This window comes from Amycolatopsis sp. Poz14 (assembly GCF_006704225.1).
GTDB classification, from domain to species: domain Bacteria; phylum Actinomycetota; class Actinomycetes; order Mycobacteriales; family Pseudonocardiaceae; genus Amycolatopsis; species Amycolatopsis nivea.
Map to the genome: position 1 here is coordinate 1,209,778 of NZ_JACLHD010000001.1, position 17,869 is coordinate 1,227,646.

At 69.1% G+C, this 17,869-nt stretch carries 17 protein-coding genes; 8 read left to right on the plus strand and 9 right to left on the minus strand.

Annotated elements, in window-relative coordinates; translation table 11 throughout:
- Window positions 1–2: 2 nt before the first annotated feature.
- Window positions 3–881, minus strand: a complete 879-nt coding sequence (locus FKO37_RS06040) for a sigma-70 family RNA polymerase sigma factor (protein ID WP_238603933.1) — start codon at window positions 879–881, stop codon at window positions 3–5.
- An 83-nt stretch (window positions 882–964) separates the two neighbouring features.
- Between FKO37_RS06040 and FKO37_RS06045 the strand changes: the two genes are divergently transcribed.
- Complete coding sequence (locus FKO37_RS06045; protein ID WP_238603934.1) at window positions 965–1,405, plus strand: carboxymuconolactone decarboxylase family protein; 441 nt, start codon at window positions 965–967, stop codon at window positions 1,403–1,405.
- Window positions 1,406–1,474: 69 nt separating this feature from the next.
- Here the strand turns inward: FKO37_RS06045 and FKO37_RS06050 are convergent, their stop codons facing one another.
- The 8 genes from FKO37_RS06050 to FKO37_RS06085 all read right to left on the minus strand — a co-directional run bounded on the left by FKO37_RS06050 (window position 1,475) and on the right by FKO37_RS06085 (window position 11,695).
- The gene (locus FKO37_RS06050; protein ID WP_238603935.1) at window positions 1,475–2,053 is read right to left on the minus strand and encodes a hypothetical protein; all 579 of its coding nucleotides are present in this window, start codon (window positions 2,051–2,053) and stop codon (window positions 1,475–1,477) included.
- A gap of 16 nt (window positions 2,054–2,069) precedes the next feature.
- The gene (locus FKO37_RS06055) at window positions 2,070–3,146 is read right to left on the minus strand and encodes a HoxN/HupN/NixA family nickel/cobalt transporter (RefSeq protein ID WP_238603936.1); all 1,077 of its coding nucleotides are present in this window, start codon (window positions 3,144–3,146) and stop codon (window positions 2,070–2,072) included.
- A 91-nt stretch (window positions 3,147–3,237) separates the two neighbouring features.
- On the minus strand, window positions 3,238–4,167 hold the full coding sequence (locus FKO37_RS06060) for an N-acetylmuramic acid 6-phosphate etherase (RefSeq protein ID WP_238608223.1): 930 nt from the start codon (window positions 4,165–4,167) through the stop codon (window positions 3,238–3,240).
- A 16-nt stretch (window positions 4,168–4,183) separates the two neighbouring features.
- Window positions 4,184–5,185 (minus strand): MurR/RpiR family transcriptional regulator, encoded by a 1,002-nt coding sequence (locus FKO37_RS06065; RefSeq protein ID WP_037808359.1) that lies wholly within the window; start codon window positions 5,183–5,185, stop codon window positions 4,184–4,186.
- 211 nt (window positions 5,186–5,396) lie between these two features.
- Window positions 5,397–7,151 (minus strand): serine hydrolase domain-containing protein, encoded by a 1,755-nt coding sequence (locus FKO37_RS06070; protein ID WP_238603937.1) that lies wholly within the window; start codon window positions 7,149–7,151, stop codon window positions 5,397–5,399.
- Between the two features lie 11 nt (window positions 7,152–7,162).
- Window positions 7,163–8,443: an exo-beta-N-acetylmuramidase NamZ domain-containing protein gene (locus FKO37_RS06075; RefSeq protein ID WP_238603938.1), complete on the minus strand. Its 1,281-nt coding sequence runs from the start codon at window positions 8,441–8,443 to the stop codon at window positions 7,163–7,165.
- Complete coding sequence (locus FKO37_RS06080) at window positions 8,440–10,242, minus strand: glycoside hydrolase family 3 protein (RefSeq protein ID WP_238608224.1); 1,803 nt, start codon at window positions 10,240–10,242, stop codon at window positions 8,440–8,442. Before FKO37_RS06080 ends, FKO37_RS06075 begins: the two co-directional genes overlap by 4 nt.
- A gap of 631 nt (window positions 10,243–10,873) precedes the next feature.
- A complete protein-coding gene (locus FKO37_RS06085; RefSeq protein ID WP_238603939.1) occupies window positions 10,874–11,695 on the minus strand; it encodes an HAD family phosphatase in 822 nt (273 codons plus the stop codon).
- 692 nt (window positions 11,696–12,387) lie between these two features.
- Here FKO37_RS06085 and ssd point away from each other — a divergent pair.
- From ssd to FKO37_RS06120, 7 genes are all read left to right on the plus strand, one after another.
- Entirely contained in the window at window positions 12,388–13,446 is a 1,059-nt protein-coding gene (ssd, locus tag FKO37_RS06090; protein WP_238603940.1) for a septum site-determining protein Ssd, read from the plus strand.
- On the plus strand, window positions 13,447–14,598 hold the full coding sequence (locus tag FKO37_RS06095) for a TadA family conjugal transfer-associated ATPase (protein ID WP_037808352.1): 1,152 nt from the start codon (window positions 13,447–13,449) through the stop codon (window positions 14,596–14,598).
- Between the two features lie 31 nt (window positions 14,599–14,629).
- Window positions 14,630–15,382 carry a type II secretion system F family protein gene (locus FKO37_RS06100; RefSeq protein ID WP_037808351.1) on the plus strand — a complete coding sequence of 251 codons (753 nt, stop codon included), beginning with the start codon at window positions 14,630–14,632 and terminating at the stop codon, window positions 15,380–15,382.
- 143 nt (window positions 15,383–15,525) lie between these two features.
- Window positions 15,526–16,074, plus strand: a complete 549-nt coding sequence (locus FKO37_RS06105) for a type II secretion system F family protein (RefSeq protein WP_374204209.1) — start codon at window positions 15,526–15,528, stop codon at window positions 16,072–16,074.
- Window positions 16,075–16,104: 30 nt separating this feature from the next.
- Window positions 16,105–16,269, plus strand: a complete 165-nt coding sequence (locus FKO37_RS06110) for a DUF4244 domain-containing protein (RefSeq protein WP_078561018.1) — start codon at window positions 16,105–16,107, stop codon at window positions 16,267–16,269.
- Window positions 16,269–16,607 carry a TadE family type IV pilus minor pilin gene (locus tag FKO37_RS06115; RefSeq protein ID WP_037808349.1) on the plus strand — a complete coding sequence of 113 codons (339 nt, stop codon included), beginning with the start codon at window positions 16,269–16,271 and terminating at the stop codon, window positions 16,605–16,607. Before FKO37_RS06110 ends, FKO37_RS06115 begins: the two co-directional genes overlap by 1 nt.
- Entirely contained in the window at window positions 16,604–16,966 is a 363-nt protein-coding gene (locus tag FKO37_RS06120) for an Rv3654c family TadE-like protein (protein ID WP_238603941.1), read from the plus strand. Before FKO37_RS06115 ends, FKO37_RS06120 begins: the two co-directional genes overlap by 4 nt.
- Window positions 16,967–17,869: the final 903 nt, after the last annotated feature.

Here is a 17,869-nt window from a genome sequence, read left to right on the forward strand (position 1 = left end):
CCTCAGAAGTTCAGCGCCGCGATCCGCTCGACGTCGGCGAGGATGTTGATCTCCGTGATCACCCCGTCGGCCACGGTGAACGACAGCACCGAAACCGCCTTCCCGTCGCGCCGGGCGACGAAGCCAGGACCGCCGTTGACGGTCGCGTACTGCGACACCAGACCGTCCGGGCGGAACTGCGACGCGCTGCCCGCGACCTCGGCCGCGCCGCGCACGACCTTCGAGCCGAGTCCGCCGGTGTCGACGCGCAGCAGAGCGTCCGGGTGCAGCAGGGCGACGAGCCCCTCGAGGTTGCCGCCGCGCGCGGCGGTGAGCCAGGCGTCCGCGATCTTGCGCTGCTGCGCTCGATCCGCCGGACCGGCCGGGGTCACCCCTTGCACGCGGCGGCGCGCCCGGCTCGCCAGCTGCCGCACCGCGGCGGTGTTCTTGTCGAGCATCGTCGCGATCTCGTCGAACGGCACGGCGAACATGTCGTGCAGGACGAACGCGAGCCGTTCCGCCGGGTCGAGCGCCTCCAGCACCACCAGCAGGGCGAGCCCCACCGAGTCCGCGAGGACCTCCTGTTCCGCCGGATCGACGCCGTCCCCGGTCTCCACGACCGGGTCCGGCACCCGGATGTCCAGCGGGTCCTCGCGCCGGCTCGCGCGCGAGCGCAGCATGTTGAGGCACTGCCGCGACACGATCGTCGTCAGCCAGCTGCCGGTGTTGCGGACGTCCTCTCCCGACGACCGCGTCACCCGCAGCCAGGTCTCCTGGATGGCGTCGTCGGCCTCGGCGAACGAACCGAGCATCCGGTACGCCACCGCCCGCAACCTGGGCCGATGCTCCTCGAACTGAGCCGCCCAAAAATTCTCGTCCTGTTTTTCGTCCCGCACTGTCACATCTTCTCCTTGGGCCGGGTCATACCAGCAAGACCCGCCGAACGAGGCGGGCGTGACAGGAGGAGATCACCATGCAGGCTCGGATGACCCACCCGATCCAGGTTCAGCCGGACGCCATGAAGGCGCTGATGGCGCTGAGCAAGGCCACGAACGACAGCACCGTGCCCGCGACCACGCACCACCTGATCCACCTGCGGGTGAGCCAGATCAACGGCTGCAGCATGTGCGTCGACATGCACTCGCGGGAGATGAAGGAAGCGGGCGAGAAGGACGAGCGGATCTGGGGCGTCGGCGCGTGGCGCGAATCGCCGTACTTCACCGACGCCGAGCGTGCCGCGCTGGACCTGGCCGAGCACGTGACCCGGCTCGCCGACCGGTCGGACCCGGTGCCGGACGAGGTCTGGGACGCCGCCGCGGACATCTACGACGAGAAGGAGCTCTCGTCGCTGCTGCTGTCCATCGCCGGCATCAACGTGTGGAACCGGCTCAACGCGGCGATCCGCCAGCCGGTCGGCTCGTTCTGAGGCGCGCTGGGGGTACTGGGGGTGGTGCCGGGGCGGCGGCAGGGGGATCCGCCGCCGCTCCCGGCAGCTTCACACGCTCGCGGGCAGCTGGTCCCGGATCGCCGCGACGGCGGCTCGTGGATCGTCGGCCCAGAGGTCGAGCCGAGTGATCTCGACGGTGCCCTTGCGGCCGAGGTCGACCAGCCGCGGTTCGCACAGGGTGACCGAGATGTTGGTCGCCTGGCTGATTCCCACGGCCAGCACCCCGTCTTCGGGCACGCTGACCCCGCCGCGTTCCTTGAGCGACCGGCTCGCCTGCCTGACCGAATCGATGCTGGCCAACGGGATCCGATGGTCGAAGAAGGACAGGTACCGCACGCGGAGCCCGTCGCGGCTGACTGCATGCGGGTACTTGTAGAGCGTCGCGACGAGTGCCAAGAACGCGAGCGCGCCCAGGATTTCCAGCACCAGCAACACGATCCGCACCGGAACCGACTTCACCACGACCTCGACCAGCACGATGTCGACCGGGTTGACCGCCAGCATCACCCAGAACAGCGGACGGATGCCGCGGCTGTAGTGGATCGCGACGCCGTCCCGCGGCACGTCGGTCTGGCGGCGGAACACGAGCGCCAGCGCTCTGGCCAGTATCGGCAGTTGTCCCTTCACGGTGCCCCCTGCGGTGTCAGTCGGCGGCACCCAGCCGCGCGGCCCACTTCTCCTCTATTCTCCCGAATTTCCAGATCGCGAACGCGGCCGACCAGGTGATCACGAACAGCCCGACGATCGCGAAGCCCACGTAGTCGAGGTCCACCGAGGCGATCGCGGCGAGCGGGCCGGACGTGATGCCGAGCTTCTCGGCGAGCAGCGTCACCAGTTCGATGGTCCCGATGCCGAGCGCGACCGCCACGGAAAGCGCGGTGACCGTGAGGTTGTAATAAATCTTCCGGATCGGACGGGAAAACGCCCAGTCGTATGCGTAGTTCATCAGCACGCCGTCGGCGGCGTCGAACAAGCTCATTCCGGCGGCGAACAGGATCGGCAGCACGAGAATCGCGTACCAGGGCAAGGAGAACGCGGCCGCACCCGCGGCGAGCACGAGCAATCCGATTTCCGTCGCGGTGTCGAAACCGAGTCCGAAAAGGACTCCCACCGGATAGATGTGCCACGGCTTCCGCACCGCTTTGGTGGCTCCGCGCAACAGCCGGTTCATCAGCCCGCGGTTGTCGAGATGACGTTCCAGTTCCGCCTCGTCCAGTTCGCCGCGGCGCATCCGGGCGAACACGCGCGCGATCCCGACGAGCACGACCAGGTTCATGATCGCGATCAGGTACAGGAAAACCCCGGACACCGACGTGCCGATCAGGCCGGTCGTCTCGTGCAGCGCGGAACCGTCGTCCTCCAGCTGCCCGGCGATCGCGCGGACGCCCGTCGACAGCAGCAGGCACAGCGCGAAGACGATCGTCGAATGCCCGAGGGAGAACCAGAACCCGACCGACAGCGGACGCTGCCCGTCGGCCATCAGCTTGCGCGTGGTGTTGTCGATGGCGGCGATGTGGTCGGCGTCGAACGCGTGCCGCATGCCGAGCGTGAACGCGGTGACCCCGAGGCCGATGCCGAACGTGCCGCCCGCACCGAGCGCGTAATGCCGCGGCGCGACCACCAGCACTAGCAACCCCCAGCCGACGAGGTTGAGCAGCAGGATTACGGCCGCCATGCGGCCGATCGACCACCGGTCGCCGCGAGTGAGCCGCTGCGTCATCGCCGTCCTCTCGCTCGCCGGAAAGCCGTGAAGGGCCCCTTGCGGGAATCAGATTCTCGCAAGGAGCCCTTCACGGACAATCGGGTAAAGCTCAGCCGGCGCGCAGATGCAGCGAGTCGAGCGCCTTGCGGACGTGCCCGCCCGCCGCGGACAGCGCCTCGGCGGAACGCGTGACGTCGCAGCCGGACAGCAGGTGCACGAGCGCGACCTTGAGGTCGCTGCCCGCTTCGGTGAGCGCGTCCGAGCAGTCGGCCATCGTCATGCCGGTGGCTTCCTGCAGGATCCGGATGGTGCGGCCGCGCAGCTTCGCGTTCGTCGCGCGCATGCTCACCATCAGGTTCGAGTACGTCTTGCCCAGCTTGATCATCGTCGCGCTGGAGAACGCGGTGAGGATCAGCTTCTGCGCCGTGCCCGCCTTCATCCGGGTCGAGCCCGCGATGGCCTCGGGACCGGTGGCGACGGCGATCAGGACGTCCACGCCCGCCGGTTGCGCGGCGCGCGGGTTCGCCGAGACGAGCCCGGTGTGCGCGCCGATCCGGCTGGCCTCGGCGAGCGCGCCGAGCACGTACGGCGTGCGTCCGGAGGCCGCGAGACCGAGCACGAAATCGCCCGGCCGCACCGACCCGGCGATTTCCGCCGCGCCGGCGTCCGCGTCGTCCTCGGCGTTCTCGACGGCCTGCCGCAGCGCCTTCTCGCCGCCCGCGTGGTGGGCGATGAACCAGTCGCCGGGCACGTTGAACGTCGGCACGAGCTCAGCCGCGTCCAGCGTCGCGAGGCGGCCCGAGGTGCCCGCGCCGACGTAATGCACGCGCCCCCCGCCGCGCAGCGCCTCGACGGCGTAGTCGACCGCGCGGGCCAGCTGCGGCAGCACCGCGGCCACCGCGTCCGGCACCCGGCGGTCCTCGGCGTTGATCGCGCCGAGGATCCCCATGGTGGACATCAGATCGATGTCCACCGTGCGCGGGTTTCGTTGTTCGGTGGGCGAATCGACGTGCACCGTCTGGCAAGGGACGGACATCAGATCCTCGCTTCTTGGTTCATTTGCCGGTTTCCCGCGGACGACGACGACCGTCGGGTCTGACCCCGAGCCGGTGCGAGCCGACCGCGTCCCTCGTGGCGTCCAAGGCGCTGACCGACGCCTCCATGTGCCGCTGCGCGACGCCGATGAAGAGGCAGTCGATGACGGTCAGCTGGGCGATCCGGCTGGCGGTGGCCCCGGACCGGAAGGTGGTTTCGCGGGCCGCCGTGGTGAGCACGTGGTCGGCGACCTCGGTGATCGGCGAGCGCGGGAAGTTCGTGACCGCGACGGTCACCGCGCCGTGCTCGCGCGCGACCCGCAGCGCCTCGACGGTGTCCGTGGTCGCGCCGGTGTGCGAGATGCCGACCGCGACGTCGCCCGGCTTCAGCACGGCGGCCGAGGTCAGCATGATGTGCGTGTCCGACCAGGAGAAGCTGACGCGGCCGATCCGGTGCAGCTTCTGCTGCAGGTCAGCGGCGACGAAAGCGCTTGCGCCCACGCCGTACACGTCGACCCGGCCGGCTTCGGCGACGAGGTCGATCACGCTCTGCAGCGCGGCGACGTCGAGCTGGTCGGCGGTCTCTTCGACGGCGCGCGCGTCGGCGAAGCTGACCTTGCCGATGACGGACGCCAGGTCGTCGCCGGGGCCGATCTCGCCGCCGAGGTTGCGCGAGGTGCGCGCCTCGGTGCGGGCGGTGTCCGCGGCGAGCGCGATGCGCAGCTGCGGGTAGCCGCCGACGCCGACGGCCTTGCAGAAGCGCGTCACGGTGGTCTCGGAGGTGTTCGCGGCGAGCGCGACCTCGGTGATGCTGCGGCGCGCGACGGCGGCCGGGTCTTCCAGGACAACCTTCGCGACCCGCTGCTCGGCCCGGGCGAGTCCGGGCAGCAGCGAGCGAATGCGGACCAGGGGGCTCGCATCCGCATCGCGCGCCGTCGCCTGACCTGCGAGGTGCTCGGAGGGTGCGCTGCTGATTACGGATCCCGCATCATCCGCCGTCGGAAAGTTACTAACCGTTGGCATTTGCGACAAGGCTACCCACATCCTTCGGCAGAACCACAACCCGTCCGTGTCTGCGGACTTCGGTTTGCGATTAATCGTTGTCAAGAAAGTCGCCAACCGAGTCCACGGTGTTAACGACCTCAAGCTAACGACTTGGCAACTAAGTGTGTCTAGCGAAGGAGTCTTGTTCCACTGAGTGGGGACACGAAGGTGGCAATGCGCGGCGGGGTGCCTACCGAGCGCTCAAATTCCAGCCCGAAGAGGCCAGCTCCGAGGGGTTTCGCTCACCATCGAGAACGACGTGGCCGCGTTGGGTGACTTTCACACTATCGAGGGAAACTCCCCGTCCCGTGTAATTCGGATCGGTGCTGTAACGCCACCGGAGCGAGGTAGCCGCGGCGGCGGGCACCTCCGCGGAGACCCGCCACCAGGAGCGGTGCCCGTGTCCGCCGAGCGCGGACGTCTCGTCGCCGGGTGTGCCCGGGCCACGGGCCTGGAGCGGAACAGGTTGCCAATTAACCCCGTCGGTGCTCGATTCGAGCCGCAGCGGGTCGCTCGGGCCCTCTGTGTCGACGAAAGCGGCGAAGGACACGCGGAGTGGTGCACCTGCTGGAAGCGGTTGGGTACTGAGCGTAGCGACGCCGTTGTTTCCCAGGCTCGCGTACCAGGCATCGGGACCCTGGACCGGCCGCACGGCCATCGCCTTCGCGAGCGAGGTCGCCCAGACCTGGCGGGCGGTGTTGATGGAACCCCAGGTGCGCGTGGGGTGCACGCGGTTGGTGAGCAGCAACGCGAACGACCGCGACTCGGGATCGATGACCAGCGTGGTGCCGGTAAAACCGGTGTGGCCCGCGCTGATCGGCGACGCCAGCGCGCCCATGTACCAGGGCTGGTCCAGTTCGAAGCCGAGCCCGTGCTCGTCGCCGGGGAAGCGCTGGTTGTAGTTCGTCAGCATCTTCGTGACGGTGTCCGGCCGCAGGATCCGGTGCCCGCGGTAGCTGCCGCCGTTGAGGATGGCCTGGGAGAGCACGGCCATGTCGTTCGCCGTGGAGAAGACGCCGGCGTGCCCGGCGACGCCGCCGAGCGACCAGGCGTTCTCGTCGTGCACCTGTCCGCGCACGAGCCCACGCGGCGGCGTGGTCTCGTACTCGGTCGCGGCGATGCGGTCGAGCTTCGACGCGGGCGGGTTGTAGCCGGTGTCCACCATGCCGAGCGGCGCGGTGATGCGGTCGTGCACCACCTGGTCCAGCGGTTTGCCGGACAGCTTCTCGATCAGCAGGCCCAGCGTGAGCATGTTGAGGTCGGAGTACAGGTACGTGCTGCCCGGCGCGTTCTTGAGCGGGCTGTCGAGGATGGCCTTGCGCCGCGATGGGATGTCGGGATAGCCAGCCCAGAGCGACGGTGACGGGTCGGCGTCGAAGCCCGAGGTGTGGGTGAGCAGCTGCAGCACGGTGACGTCCTGCTTGCCGTTGACGCCGAACTCCGGCAGATAGCGCACGACCGGCGCGTTGACGTCCAGCTTGCCCTGCTCGGTCAGCTGCAGCGCGGCGATCGAGGTGAAGAGCTTCGAGATCGACGCCATGTCGAAAATGGTGTCGTTGCGCATCGGGACCTGCTGGTCCGGCGGCAGTTCGGTGCCCTTGGCGTCGGCATACCGGAGCGCGCCGCCGACGGCGTAACGGTCCACGACCACGCCGTCGTGCGCGAGCAGGCCGACCGCGCCGGAGAAGTGCGGATGCCCGCTGGCGTCCGGCTGCGTCCAGCTCTTCAGGAACTGTTCGGCGTCGCGGATCGGCTGCGGATCGAGGTTGACCTCGCCCGGGCTGCCGTCGCGCAGCGTCGTGCTCGCCGGGGCGAACCCGTGCTGCGGACGGTCGAAGCGTCCGGCGAAGCCGCCGTGTCGGTTGTCGATCGTGGCTGCTCCCGCGGTCGTCGTGGCCGCGACCAGTACGGCCAACGTCGCGACGAGCACTTTCCTAGCACGCATGACCGCTCTCCTCAGCGATAGATCAGGTGGGGGCGGCGTCTGCGGGCGAAGTCGGCGAGTTCGGCGCGCCACGCGCCGGTGATCTCGTCTACCCCGGCGCCGGCGTCGACCATGGTGCGCAGCCGCGCGGATCCGGACAGCTTGTCGATCATGTGGTCCGGCCGCCAGCCGAATTTGTCGGGCGCGACGCGCTTGGCCGTCACGAACATCGAGACGGTGGTGCTGATGGCATCGAAGGCGCGCGGGTCGGTGACGGTGACCTGTACGCCGCCGCAGGGCTCGTTCACGAATTTGCCGAAGGTGGGCACGAAGTAGATCTCGCGGAACGCCGCGCCCGGCAGGTGGAGCTTCTCGAGCTCTTCGCGCCAACGCCAGTCGAGGCCCGGCGCGCCGATGATCTCGAACGGCCTTGTGGTGCCGCGTCCTTCGGAGAACACGGTGCCCTCGAACATGCCCGTGCCCGGGTACACGAGCGCGGTGTCCGGCGTCGGCATGTTCGGGCTCGGCGGGACCCAACGGAGACCGGTGTCGGCGAAGAAGCTGTCGCGCCGCCAGCCGCGTACCTGGACGACTTCGAGCTTCGCCAGCTTCACGCCTTCGCCGGGCAGGAACTCGGCGGCGAAGAACTGCGCGAGTTCGCCGACCGTCATGCCGTGCTGCTGCGCGATCGGCTTCAGCCCGACGCCGGACGAGAACTTCGGGTCGAGCACTGGGCCGGACAGTCGTCCGCCGATGGGGTTGGGCCGGTCTAGGACGACGAAGGCCGCGTTGACCTTCGCTGCGGCGACCATCGCCGTGTACAGCGACCAGATGTAGGTGTAGAAGCGCGCGCCGACGTCAGCGATGTCGAAGACGACAGTGTCCAGTCCGGCCTTCTGAAACAGCGAAGCGAGCTTCGTCGCGTTCGCGCCGTACGCGTCGTACACGGGGATGCCGGTGCGCGGATCGGTGTAATCGCCTTCGGAGCCACCGGCTTGCGCGCTGCCGCGAAAGCCGTGCTCCGGCCCGAAGGCCGCGACGGGACGTACGCCCGCCGCGACCATCGAGTCGACGATGTGGTCGCCGTTGGCGAGCACGCCCGTCGGGTTGGACAGCACGCCGAGCTTGCGTCCGGCGAGCGGACGCCAGCCCTGCGCGGCGAGCTGTTCGGCACCGGTGAGCACCCGGCGTGCCAACTCGGCTTGCGGTGGTTCGGGTGTCGCTTGTGCTGCCTGTGCCGCTGTCGAGCTGCTCGCCAGCACTGGCACGGCGAGCGCCGGAACGGCCAGGAAATTCCTGCGGTTGAGAGTCACCAGGTCAGCCCGTGTCCGAAGGGGTATTTGACGGTGTGCACGTCCGCCCCGGCCGGGACGTCGACCGGCAGCTTCCCGCTGGGCTTCGTCTCGCCGAGCACGACCTTCGCCAGCGCTTCGAGCGACGGCGTGATGTACCCGTAGGTGGCGAGCCAGGTCGGCACCGGGTTCGCGTAACCGGCGTCGTACGGAATCTGCGCGGCGACCGCGACCACCGGCTTGCCAGTGTCCATGAGTGCTTGAAGAAGCTTGCCCTGTAAGGGGAAACCGCCGAGGTTGTTGGTGAGCACCACGACGACGTCATTCTGCTTCGCGGCCGCCGCGGCTTCGGCGATCTGCGCGTCGGTCGGGGTTTGCCCGGTGGCGAGCGCGGTCGCCTTGGTGCCGTGTGCGGTGAAGCGGTCGGCAAGCGTTTGCGTCGTGGTCGCGCCCCAGCCGGTGACCAGCACGCTCGACGGCTTCTGCTTGAGCGGCAGCACCCCGGCGTCATTGGCGATCGCGGTGATCGACCGGTCGGCGATGCCCTGCGCGGTAGCCAGGTGGTCCGGGGTGCCGACCTTCTTCATGACCTGCGACGGGTTATCGAACGGCGAGTACAGGATTCCGCGCTTCAGCTTGAGCTTCAGCACCCGCAGCACGCTCTGGTCGATCCGCTGCATCGGCAGGTCGCCGGACTTCACCGCGGCGATTACCGCGTTGATCGCGACGCCCAGGTGGACCGGCATGAGCAGCTGGTCCACGCCCGCTTTCAAGGCGAGAACCGGGATTTCGGCGTCGCTGTGCAGCTCCCGCACGCCCTGCATCTCGAGCGAGTCGGTGATCACGACACCGTTGTAGCCGAGTTCGCCGCGCAGCTTGCCGGTGATGATCGGCTTCGACAGCGTCGCGGGCTCACCGGACGGGTCGAGGCTCGGGAACTGGATGTGCGCGCTCATGATCGAGTCGATGCCGGCGGCGATCGCGGCCTTGAACGGCGGCACGTCGATCTTGCGCCAGTCCGCCTCGGAGCGGTCGATCTTCGGCAGCCCGGTGTGACTGTCGGTGGCCGCGTCGCCGTGGCCGGGGAAGTGCTTCGCGGTGGACGAGACGGTCTGGCTCGCCGGCCCGGAGTCCTGGTAGCCCTTGACCTCCGCGGTCACGAAACTGCTGGCCAGGTCGGGTCGTCCGGAGAACGACCGGACGCCGATGACCGGGTTGGCCGGGTTGGAGTTGACGTCCGCGTCCGGCGCGTAGTCCTGGTTGATGCCGACCGCGCGCAGCTCGTGGCCGAGGATCGTGGCGGCCTTGGTCGCGCTGCCGGTGTCCCGGCCGGCGGCGATGGCCATCGAGTTGGGGAACTCGGTGGCCGGCGCGCCCATCCGCGTGACCGTGCCGCCCTCCTGGTCGGTGCCGATCTGCAGCGGGATGTGCGCGCCGCTGGAGATCGCCGCGCGCTGTAGGCCGTTGGACAGCTTCGCGACCTGCGTCGGGTCGTCGAAGTTGTCGCGGCTGGAGTTGTTGAAGTAGATGACGCCGCCGAGGTGGTACTTCTGCACGGCTTGGGCGGCGGTGTCGACGCCGAAGTCGGTCTGGTTCTTCGGGTTGACCTCGTCCGCGGACTTGCCGTTCACCCACGTGACGAACAGCTGCCCCACTTTTTCTTCCAGGCTCATGCCGCGCAGCGCCCGTGCGGCCGCGGCGTCGAGCTGGGCGGCCGCCTGCTGGGGTGTCTGCTGCGGCTGTTTCGGCGCCGCGAACGCCGAGGAACTCAACCCCCCGACGGCGAGCACCCCCGCAAGGGGAACGGCGAACACCTGCATCCTCCGCGTGCGCGCGAGTCGGTTCGTCACGAATTGCCTCCCAGTGTCGCGTGCCGCCGCGGGTGCGGACGCGAGTCGTGAAGCGTCCACCGGGCAGCACCGGTATCGGGAAGCTACTCACCGCGATACGGGGTTGTCCATCGGCCGAGCGCAGGAACGAGAGGGTTCACCTGGGAGGACGTCAGGCCGCGCGCGGATTTCTTCGAGCCGGGCTCGGTCCGCTGCGCAAGGGCCGCCGACATAACACTGGCGGCGCCCGTCAGCCGAGGCCAACGGGCGCCGCCAGTCAGCGCGAACATCTCGGGCGACCAAGCGTGCAACTCTGGTCGTACCTTCATGGACTCGGCGTCCGGCGTCCCGGTACGCAGTCCCTAGACGACGAGCCTCCCGCGGCGTGCTGCGCGTGGGTACCCGGAGTCCGCGCACGGAGGTTGCCCGGGGTGACAGAGGCTTCTCTTCTACCTCTGTCCTGGCCGAATCAACGTCCGCACCTACTTTCTACGCCGTGAGCGCGGTCACTTCAAGTGCGCGTACGGGTGCACCGGTACAGAGGCTCGATCCGGTGACAACACCACCCACAGCAACGGACCTAGCTGCGGAAACCGGCGTTTTGGTACCGCCACGCGGGTGCTCAGTTGTCGGCGCCCCGAGACCGGCGGCGCCGGCTCAGGCTGTACCAGGTCGCGCCCGCCGCCACGGCCCCCACGCCGAGCGCCACCATGCCCGCGGACTTCGCCGGGATCCGCGTCCGCAGCGACATCGGCCGCTCGAACGCGAGGATCGGCCAGCCGTGCTCGTCCGCGGTCCGGCGCAGGAGCTTGTCGGGGTTCACCGCGTGCGGGTGACCCACCACCTCCAGCAGGGGGATGTCGGTGCTGGAGTCGGTGTAGGCGAAGCAGTCAGCGAGGTCGTAGCCGTGCGTCGCGGCCTGCTGCTTCGCGGCGACGGCTTTGTTCTCGCCGTAGCAATAGAAATCGACCTCGCCGGAGTAGCGGCCGTCGACGATCTCCATGCGAGTGGCGACGCAGCGGGTCGCGCCGAGCATCTCCGCGACCGGGGCGGCGACCTCCTCGCCGGTCGCGGACAGCACGATCACGTCGTGCCCGTCGTCGAGGTGCTGTGCGATGAGGTCGGTCGCCTCCACGTAAACGAGCGGATCGACTACGTCGTGCAAGGTTTCGCGCACGATCGCGGAAACCTGCGCGACATCCCAGCCCGCGCACAACGCGGAAACCTCGGCGCGCATCCGCTCGGTCTTGTCCGCGTCCGCACCGGCGAGCGAGAAAACCAGTTGCGCGTAAGCACTTCGCAGCGCCGCACGGCGGTTGATCAGTCCTTCGCGGAGCAACGGCTTGCTGAACGCGAGCGCGCTGGACGACGCGATGATCGTCTTGTCGAGGTCGAAGAAGGCGGCTACGCGCCGGGGTGCTTCTTCGCTGCGGGGTTCGGCCACGTGATCAGGATAGGCGTACCGCGCCGTGTTGTTGGCAGCACACCGGTCGTGGCGACGGCCGGAAAATCGATGACATCGGCTCGCTTACGGCCTCGGGTGCCGTTATCGAATCGTATGTGTCACTCACACAGCCAACTCATAGCTAACGGAGTTACAGTGAACGGACCCGGTCTTGAACCGGGCTGGTTCAGTCCGACCCCCCGGGGCTGAACCCCCTGGCGGCCCTCGTCCCTCCCCCCTGGCGAGGGCCGCCTTCTATTCTTCCCCGTTTTCCCGTCGGCGAACAATTTTCACTTCTGCCCCGATACCGTTGTCTGGACCATGTTTGCGGCCCTGACCTGGGCTGTCTCGGTCGTTCACCGCGCGCCTTACGGGCAAGATCAATTAACCGCGTGCTTACCTTTCCGGTGTTTTCTCCGGCCGCGGCGCTCCTTACTCGTGCCGGTGCGGCAAATTTACTTCTTTGCTCTCGATTTTCCGGAGGTTCTCCGCGGCAATCGTTTTCTCGGCCGAATGCGCGGAGCCGTGCATTGTCCGGTGCGGGCGGACACTCCGCGGTGCTGGATCGATTTCGCACCCCGAGTTATCCACAACCCCCGGGTTATCCACATGACGGAAAAACGGGCGTTGCCGTGTCGGCGGGCGGGGAGCGACGGTGGAAGTCCGGCCCGCGAAACCCAGGGGAGGGGCACATGGCCACCGCACAACCGCTCGTCGTCTCCGGCGAAGGCACCGTGTTCGAAGAGATCCGCCGCGTCGCCGCGGTAGTCGGCTGCGAGTTCGATCACGCGCCAGATCTGGCCGCCGCACGCGGACGATGGACGCGAGCTCCGCTCGTGGTGCTGGACGAGGACATTTCGGTTGACAGCCCGCCCATGCCAGCACGCGACAGCGTCGTGCTTGTCTGCAAAGGCGCACCCGGTCTCGATACCTGGCGACGCGCAGCCGCCCTCGGCGCCCGCCGAGTTTTCAGCCTGCCTGACGACGAAGCGGGCTTGACCGGTGCGTTCGCCGACGTCACCGACGCACCAGCCGAATCACCAGGCCCAGTAATCGCTTTCGTCGGCGGCCGAGGCGGTTCCGGCACCTCAGTGCTGGCTGCAGCGGTGGCCGTCGAAGCCGCCCGTACCGACTCCGCGCTTTTGGTCGACTGCGATCCGTTAGGCGGCGGATTGGATCTCCCGCTGGGTCTGGAACACACGAAAGGCCTGCGCTGGCCCGAAGTTCGGTTGTCCGGCCGGGTGTCTGTCCCGTCCCTGATCGCCTCACTGCCCAGCCGCGGCAAGCTCCCCGTGTTGTCCTGCGGCCGTTCCGGCGAGGGTCCGAGTCCTCGCGCCTTGTCCGCGGTAGTCGCCGCGGGCAGCCGCGCCGGCCGAACCGTCGTCTGCGATTTACCCCGCCATTTCGACGAGGGCACGCTTGCCGTCGCCTCAGCCGCAGATCTGGTCGTGCTAGTCGTTCCCGTCGAGTTCCGTGCCTGTATGGCAGCGAAACAAGTTCTGACGCGCCTCCGCCCGCACACCGAGCGTTTCGCAGTCGTCGCAAGTGGACACCGCATCGACGGCGTCCCGGCTTCGCAAACCGCGGGAATGCTCGGCCCGCCTTTGATCGCTGACGTGGCTCCAGAACGTCGAGTAGCCGCCACCCTGGAATCCGGCGAGTTCGACCTGCCTCCGAAGGGCGCGTTGGCCACCGCGGCTCGTGCCGTGCTGGCGAACCTGCGTCCCCTCACCACCGCACAGGACGCGTAAATGACCACCGACCTAGTAGAACGAGTTCGCCATCGCCTGGCCGGCGAAAGCCGCGGCACCGACCCGATCGCCCTAGCCGAAGCCGTCCGTGCCGAAGCCGGCGGCGCCCTGAGCCACGACGCAGTACTGGCCGCCGTCCGCCAAGCCCGAGACGAGTTCGTAGGCGCGGGTCCGCTAGCCCCGTTGCTGGAGGACGACACGGTCACCGACGTCCTGGTCACCGCCCCCGACCAGGTCTGGACCGACGGTCCCGCAGGACTCGCCCGCACATCCATCCGCTTCCCCGACGAGGACGCCGTCCGCCGCCTAGCGCAGCGCCTGGCCCTAGCCGCAGGCCGCCGCCTGGACGACGCCCAGCCATACGTCGACGGCTGGCTCCCCGCCCGCCAAGGCCGAATCCGCGTCCACGCCGTCCTGCCGCCCATCGCGGCGAACGGCACCTGCCTGTCCCTGCGCGTCCTACGCCCGGTGACCCACGACCTAGCCGCGCTCGAAGCGCACGGCTCCATCGACCCAACCGCCCGGAACATCCTCGCAGCAATCCTCAACCACCGCCTAGCCTTCCTCGTCACCGGCGGCACCGGTGCCGGAAAGACGACGCTCCTGAGCGCCTTGCTGAGTGCAGTCGCTCCAACGGAACGAATCGTCTGTGTAGAAGACGCTGGTGAACTACGCCCGACCCATCCACAGTTCGTAAGCCTCGTCGCCAGGCCAGCGAACGTCGAAGGTGCCGGTGCGGTCGAACTCCCAGAACTGGTCCGCCAAGCCCTGCGCATGCGCCCAGACCGCCTGATCGTCGGCGAGGTTCGCGGAGCAGAAGTGTGCTCCCTGCTGAACGCCATGAACACCGGCCACGACGGCGGTGCTTGCACCTTGCACGCGAACTCCCCCGCAGAAGCCCCAGCACGCCTGGAAGCCCTGGCCGCCCTAGGCGGTCTGCCGAGAGACGCACTCCACAGCCAACTAGCCGCAGCAGTCCGCGTCATCCTCCACATGCGCCGAACACCCACCGGCCGCCGTTTGACGGAAGTCGCAGTACTCCAGCGCTACCACGGAGAAGTAAAAACCCACCCCGTCTGGCGCGACGGTCACTGGACGAACCGTCGCTCCCTCTTCACCGCCCTGACCACTCCCGAATCCGCCCGCGACTAGCTCATTCGCTCCAGCATCGAGGTGACCCCCGTTGATCTCCGCATGGCCGTTCCTCTGCGCAGGCACCGGAATCCTGTGCTGGCCAACCACCCCCAACCGCCTTCTTCCGGCACCCCGCCGCCACCTCCGCCTCCCCATCCCGCCGCGCCAGGCACTCTGGCTGGCCCCCGCCGTCGTCGCCCTGCCGCTGGGCGGAATCGGCGCCGCGATAGCCACCGCCCTGCTCACCCTCGCCGTCCGCCAGGAATGGCACAGCAGAAAGGAAACCACCGAAACCCTGACCCGCGCTGAACGCACCGCGACCGTCCTCCGCACGATGGTCTCCGAACTCCGCGCCGGTGCCCACCCGGTAACCGCCGCCGAAGCAGCGGCGGACGCGGTCCCGGAACTAGCCGGAGAACTCCAGAACCTCGCCACCGCCGCCCGCCTCGACGGAGCGTTGGAATCGCCCGCTCTCCCCGCCGTCGCCCAATCCTGGAACCTCGCCCGCCGCCACGGCCTGCCCATCGCCGACGCCCTGGAAGCCGCCCGCCGAGACGTCGACGCAGAAGTCGCCTTCGCCCGCCGCCTGCGCGCAAAGATGGCGGGCCCACGCATGAGCGCGATAGTCCTGACCGTGCTACCCGTCGGCTGCCTGGCGATGGGCCAGCTCATCGGAGCCAACCCGCTAGCCGTCCTCACGGAAACCCTTATCGGACAAGCGTTCCTGGTCGCAGGTGCAGCCCTGCTATGGGCAGGCACCGCCTGGTCCAGAGCCCTCACCAACCGCAGGTCCGCGCCATGACCGCCCTGAGCCTCGCCCTCGCCGCCACCGCACTGCTGCTCTGGCCAAGCACCGCCCAGCCCCGACACCTAGCCCGGCCCAACCGTCCACGCCGCGCCCCGCGACCAGAGGTTTGGCACCCCGCCGCCGCAATCGTCTGCGGTGTGTCCGCCACCGTCCTCACCGGATTCCCGGTAGGACTAGCCGCCGGTGCAGGCTCATGGTGGCTCCTGCGCCGATCCCGCCACCCCAAAAACCCAGACGATGTCTCGGAACGGCTCCGCTCCGCGTCAGTCCTGGACATGCTCGCCGCCTGCCTGCGCGCCGGAATGCCAGTTCCGACCGCCCTCGAAGCCGTAGCACCCGGCGCACCACCGGCCACCGAAACCGCCCTGCACGCAACAGCAAACCTGCTAGCCCTTGGCGCGGACCCGACCCCAGCCTGGGCCCCGCTCCGAGCCCGGACGGGCTTCGCCGAGCTGGCAGTCGCAGCCACCCGAACCGCGCGGTCCGGGGCAGCCCTCGCCTCGACCGCGGACGACCTGGCCCGCCGCATCCGCGACGGACTGGGCGTCGAGGCCGAAGAACGCGCCGAACGCGCCGGAGTCGCCCTGGCCCTGCCGGTCGGGTTGTGCTTCCTGCCCGCGTTCTTCGCCCTCGGCGTGCTGCCGGTAGTGCTCGGCCTTGCCGGGCGAATCGGCGGCCTGCTGTGAACCCGTCCACGACAGAAAGGGAATCCGACCATGTGGTTCTTGCCCGGAGACGAGGGCACCACCACCGCCGAATACGCCATCGGCACGGTAGCCGCGGCAGCGTTCGCCGTGGCGCTCTACGTGCTGCTCAGCGGAGACTCCGTCTCCGCGACGTTGGCCGGCCTGGTGCACAAAGCCCTGACGGTGGCCACCTGATGGCCGGCCGTCGCCGGGACGGCGGATTCGTCACGGTGGAAGCCGCCCTGTCCCTGGGCGCGCTGACCGCCGTGCTGGCGATCCTGCTAGCGGGCACCAGCGCGATCGCCGGACACCTCCGATGCCTGGACGCCGCCCGCGAAGCCGCCCGCCTGACCGCGGCCGGACAGCCAGGAGCCGCCGACGCAGTGGTCCAAACCATTGCCCCGTACGGCGCACACCTCACCATCCACCGCACCGGCGACGGCCTCACCGCCGAAGTAACCACCGACGCCCTGTCCGCTCTCCACCTGAGCGCAACCGCCTACGCCATCGTCGAGCCGACCTCAGCCTCATGACCCAAAAACAACCAGCGGACGCAGGCGTAGCCACGATCTGGACAGCCCTGGCCGCCGCCACCCTGATCGCCGTGACAGTCCTGGTGTGGTGGCTAGCCGCAGCCATCACCGCCCGCCACCGCACCGAAGCCGCCGCCGACCTCGGCGCACTAGCCGCAGCAGCCCACGCCGCCGCCGGCCCGACCGTCGCCTGCGCCCGAGCCAAGGAGGTAGCCGACCACGAACGCGCAGTACTGACCAGCTGCCGCTGGCACAACCGCGACGCCTTCATCGAAGTCCGTTCCAGGACCACCCCCATCCCCGGCCTGCCACCCCCCACCGCAAAATCCCGCGCCGGTCCGGTCGACCTGCCTCCCTGACCGGGGGTCCCACCGGCCCCGACAGCCGTGTCGGCAGCGATCTCCGGCCCGGTCGGCAGCCATGCTCCGCAACGGCCCTACGCGTGTGAACATCGGCGCTGGCCCGGCGGCCGTGTCGGCAGCGATCACCGGCCCGGTCGGCAGCCATGCTCCGCAACGGCCCTACGTGTGCGGACACCGGCGCTGGCCCGGCAGCCGCGTTCAGCGGGAGCCACGTGCGGGCTGGTCGAGTAACCGTGCCCGCTGCTTGCGCGGCGCCAGTGCTGGCCCGGTGGCGGAGCTGACAGGCAGCGACGCTTGCGCGCCACCGGTGCTGGCCCGGTCGCGGTGCTGGGAGGCAGCGACGCGCGGCCCGGTCCAGCGTTCGTGCTCCGCGACGGGCCTCTGACTGGTCGCGCTCGCCGGAGCTGCTGCGCGACCACCCGCGCTGTCCCCGATTGCTCGGGCCGAGGACTGCCTCAGCGATCACCCCGGCCCAGTTCGCCCACAGCAGTCCAACGCGTGGTTTGACACCGAGGCCGACCTCGCCCGACCCAACCGAAGGGAGTTGCAACCTGCCACCCGCCTCCGCTCACCCCGCCAACCCGGTCACCGCGCACCGTCCTCCGCGGCGCGCCGGAACCGCTCGTCGGCGACGAGCCGGGCCGGTGACCAGTCGCCGGAACCCCCGGTTCGTCCGGACCTTTCCGGCATCGTCGACGAGTGGCGAAGAACACGAGCAGCGGTCGCTGGCGCACGCCGAACGGTCAAACCCGCAGGTCAGCGGGCGGTCCAAGGGTATGCCTCAGTACGCGTGCGAAAAGGCGGAAAAGTGTCGAATCCCGTGGTGGGCCCGTTCTCGCGGGCCGGACGGCGGGGTCAGCGGCCGGTGATCGGCACCTTGTTATCGGCCGGACAGTGGGC

What these genes read in the sequence shown, in the direction of transcription:
- FKO37_RS06045 (WP_238603934.1), top strand. Translation starts at nt 965, where the DNA reads ATGACCCACCCGATCCAGGTTCAGCCGGACGCCATGAAGGCGCTGATG.
- FKO37_RS06055 (WP_238603936.1), bottom strand. Translation starts at nt 3,146, where the DNA reads ATGACGCAGCGGCTCACTCGCGGCGACCGGTGGTCGATCGGCCGCATG.
- FKO37_RS06065 (WP_037808359.1), bottom strand. Translation starts at nt 5,185, where the DNA reads ATGCCAACGGTTAGTAACTTTCCGACGGCGGATGATGCGGGATCCGTA.
- FKO37_RS06070 (WP_238603937.1), bottom strand. Translation starts at nt 7,151, where the DNA reads ATGCGTGCTAGGAAAGTGCTCGTCGCGACGTTGGCCGTACTGGTCGCG.
- FKO37_RS06080 (WP_238608224.1), bottom strand. Translation starts at nt 10,242, where the DNA reads ATGCAGGTGTTCGCCGTTCCCCTTGCGGGGGTGCTCGCCGTCGGGGGG.
- ssd (WP_238603940.1), top strand. Translation starts at nt 12,388, where the DNA reads ATGGCCACCGCACAACCGCTCGTCGTCTCCGGCGAAGGCACCGTGTTC.
- FKO37_RS06095 (WP_037808352.1), top strand. Translation starts at nt 13,447, where the DNA reads ATGACCACCGACCTAGTAGAACGAGTTCGCCATCGCCTGGCCGGCGAA.
- FKO37_RS06110 (WP_078561018.1), top strand. Translation starts at nt 16,105, where the DNA reads ATGTGGTTCTTGCCCGGAGACGAGGGCACCACCACCGCCGAATACGCC.
- FKO37_RS06115 (WP_037808349.1), top strand. Translation starts at nt 16,269, where the DNA reads ATGGCCGGCCGTCGCCGGGACGGCGGATTCGTCACGGTGGAAGCCGCC.
- FKO37_RS06120 (WP_238603941.1), top strand. Translation starts at nt 16,604, where the DNA reads ATGACCCAAAAACAACCAGCGGACGCAGGCGTAGCCACGATCTGGACA.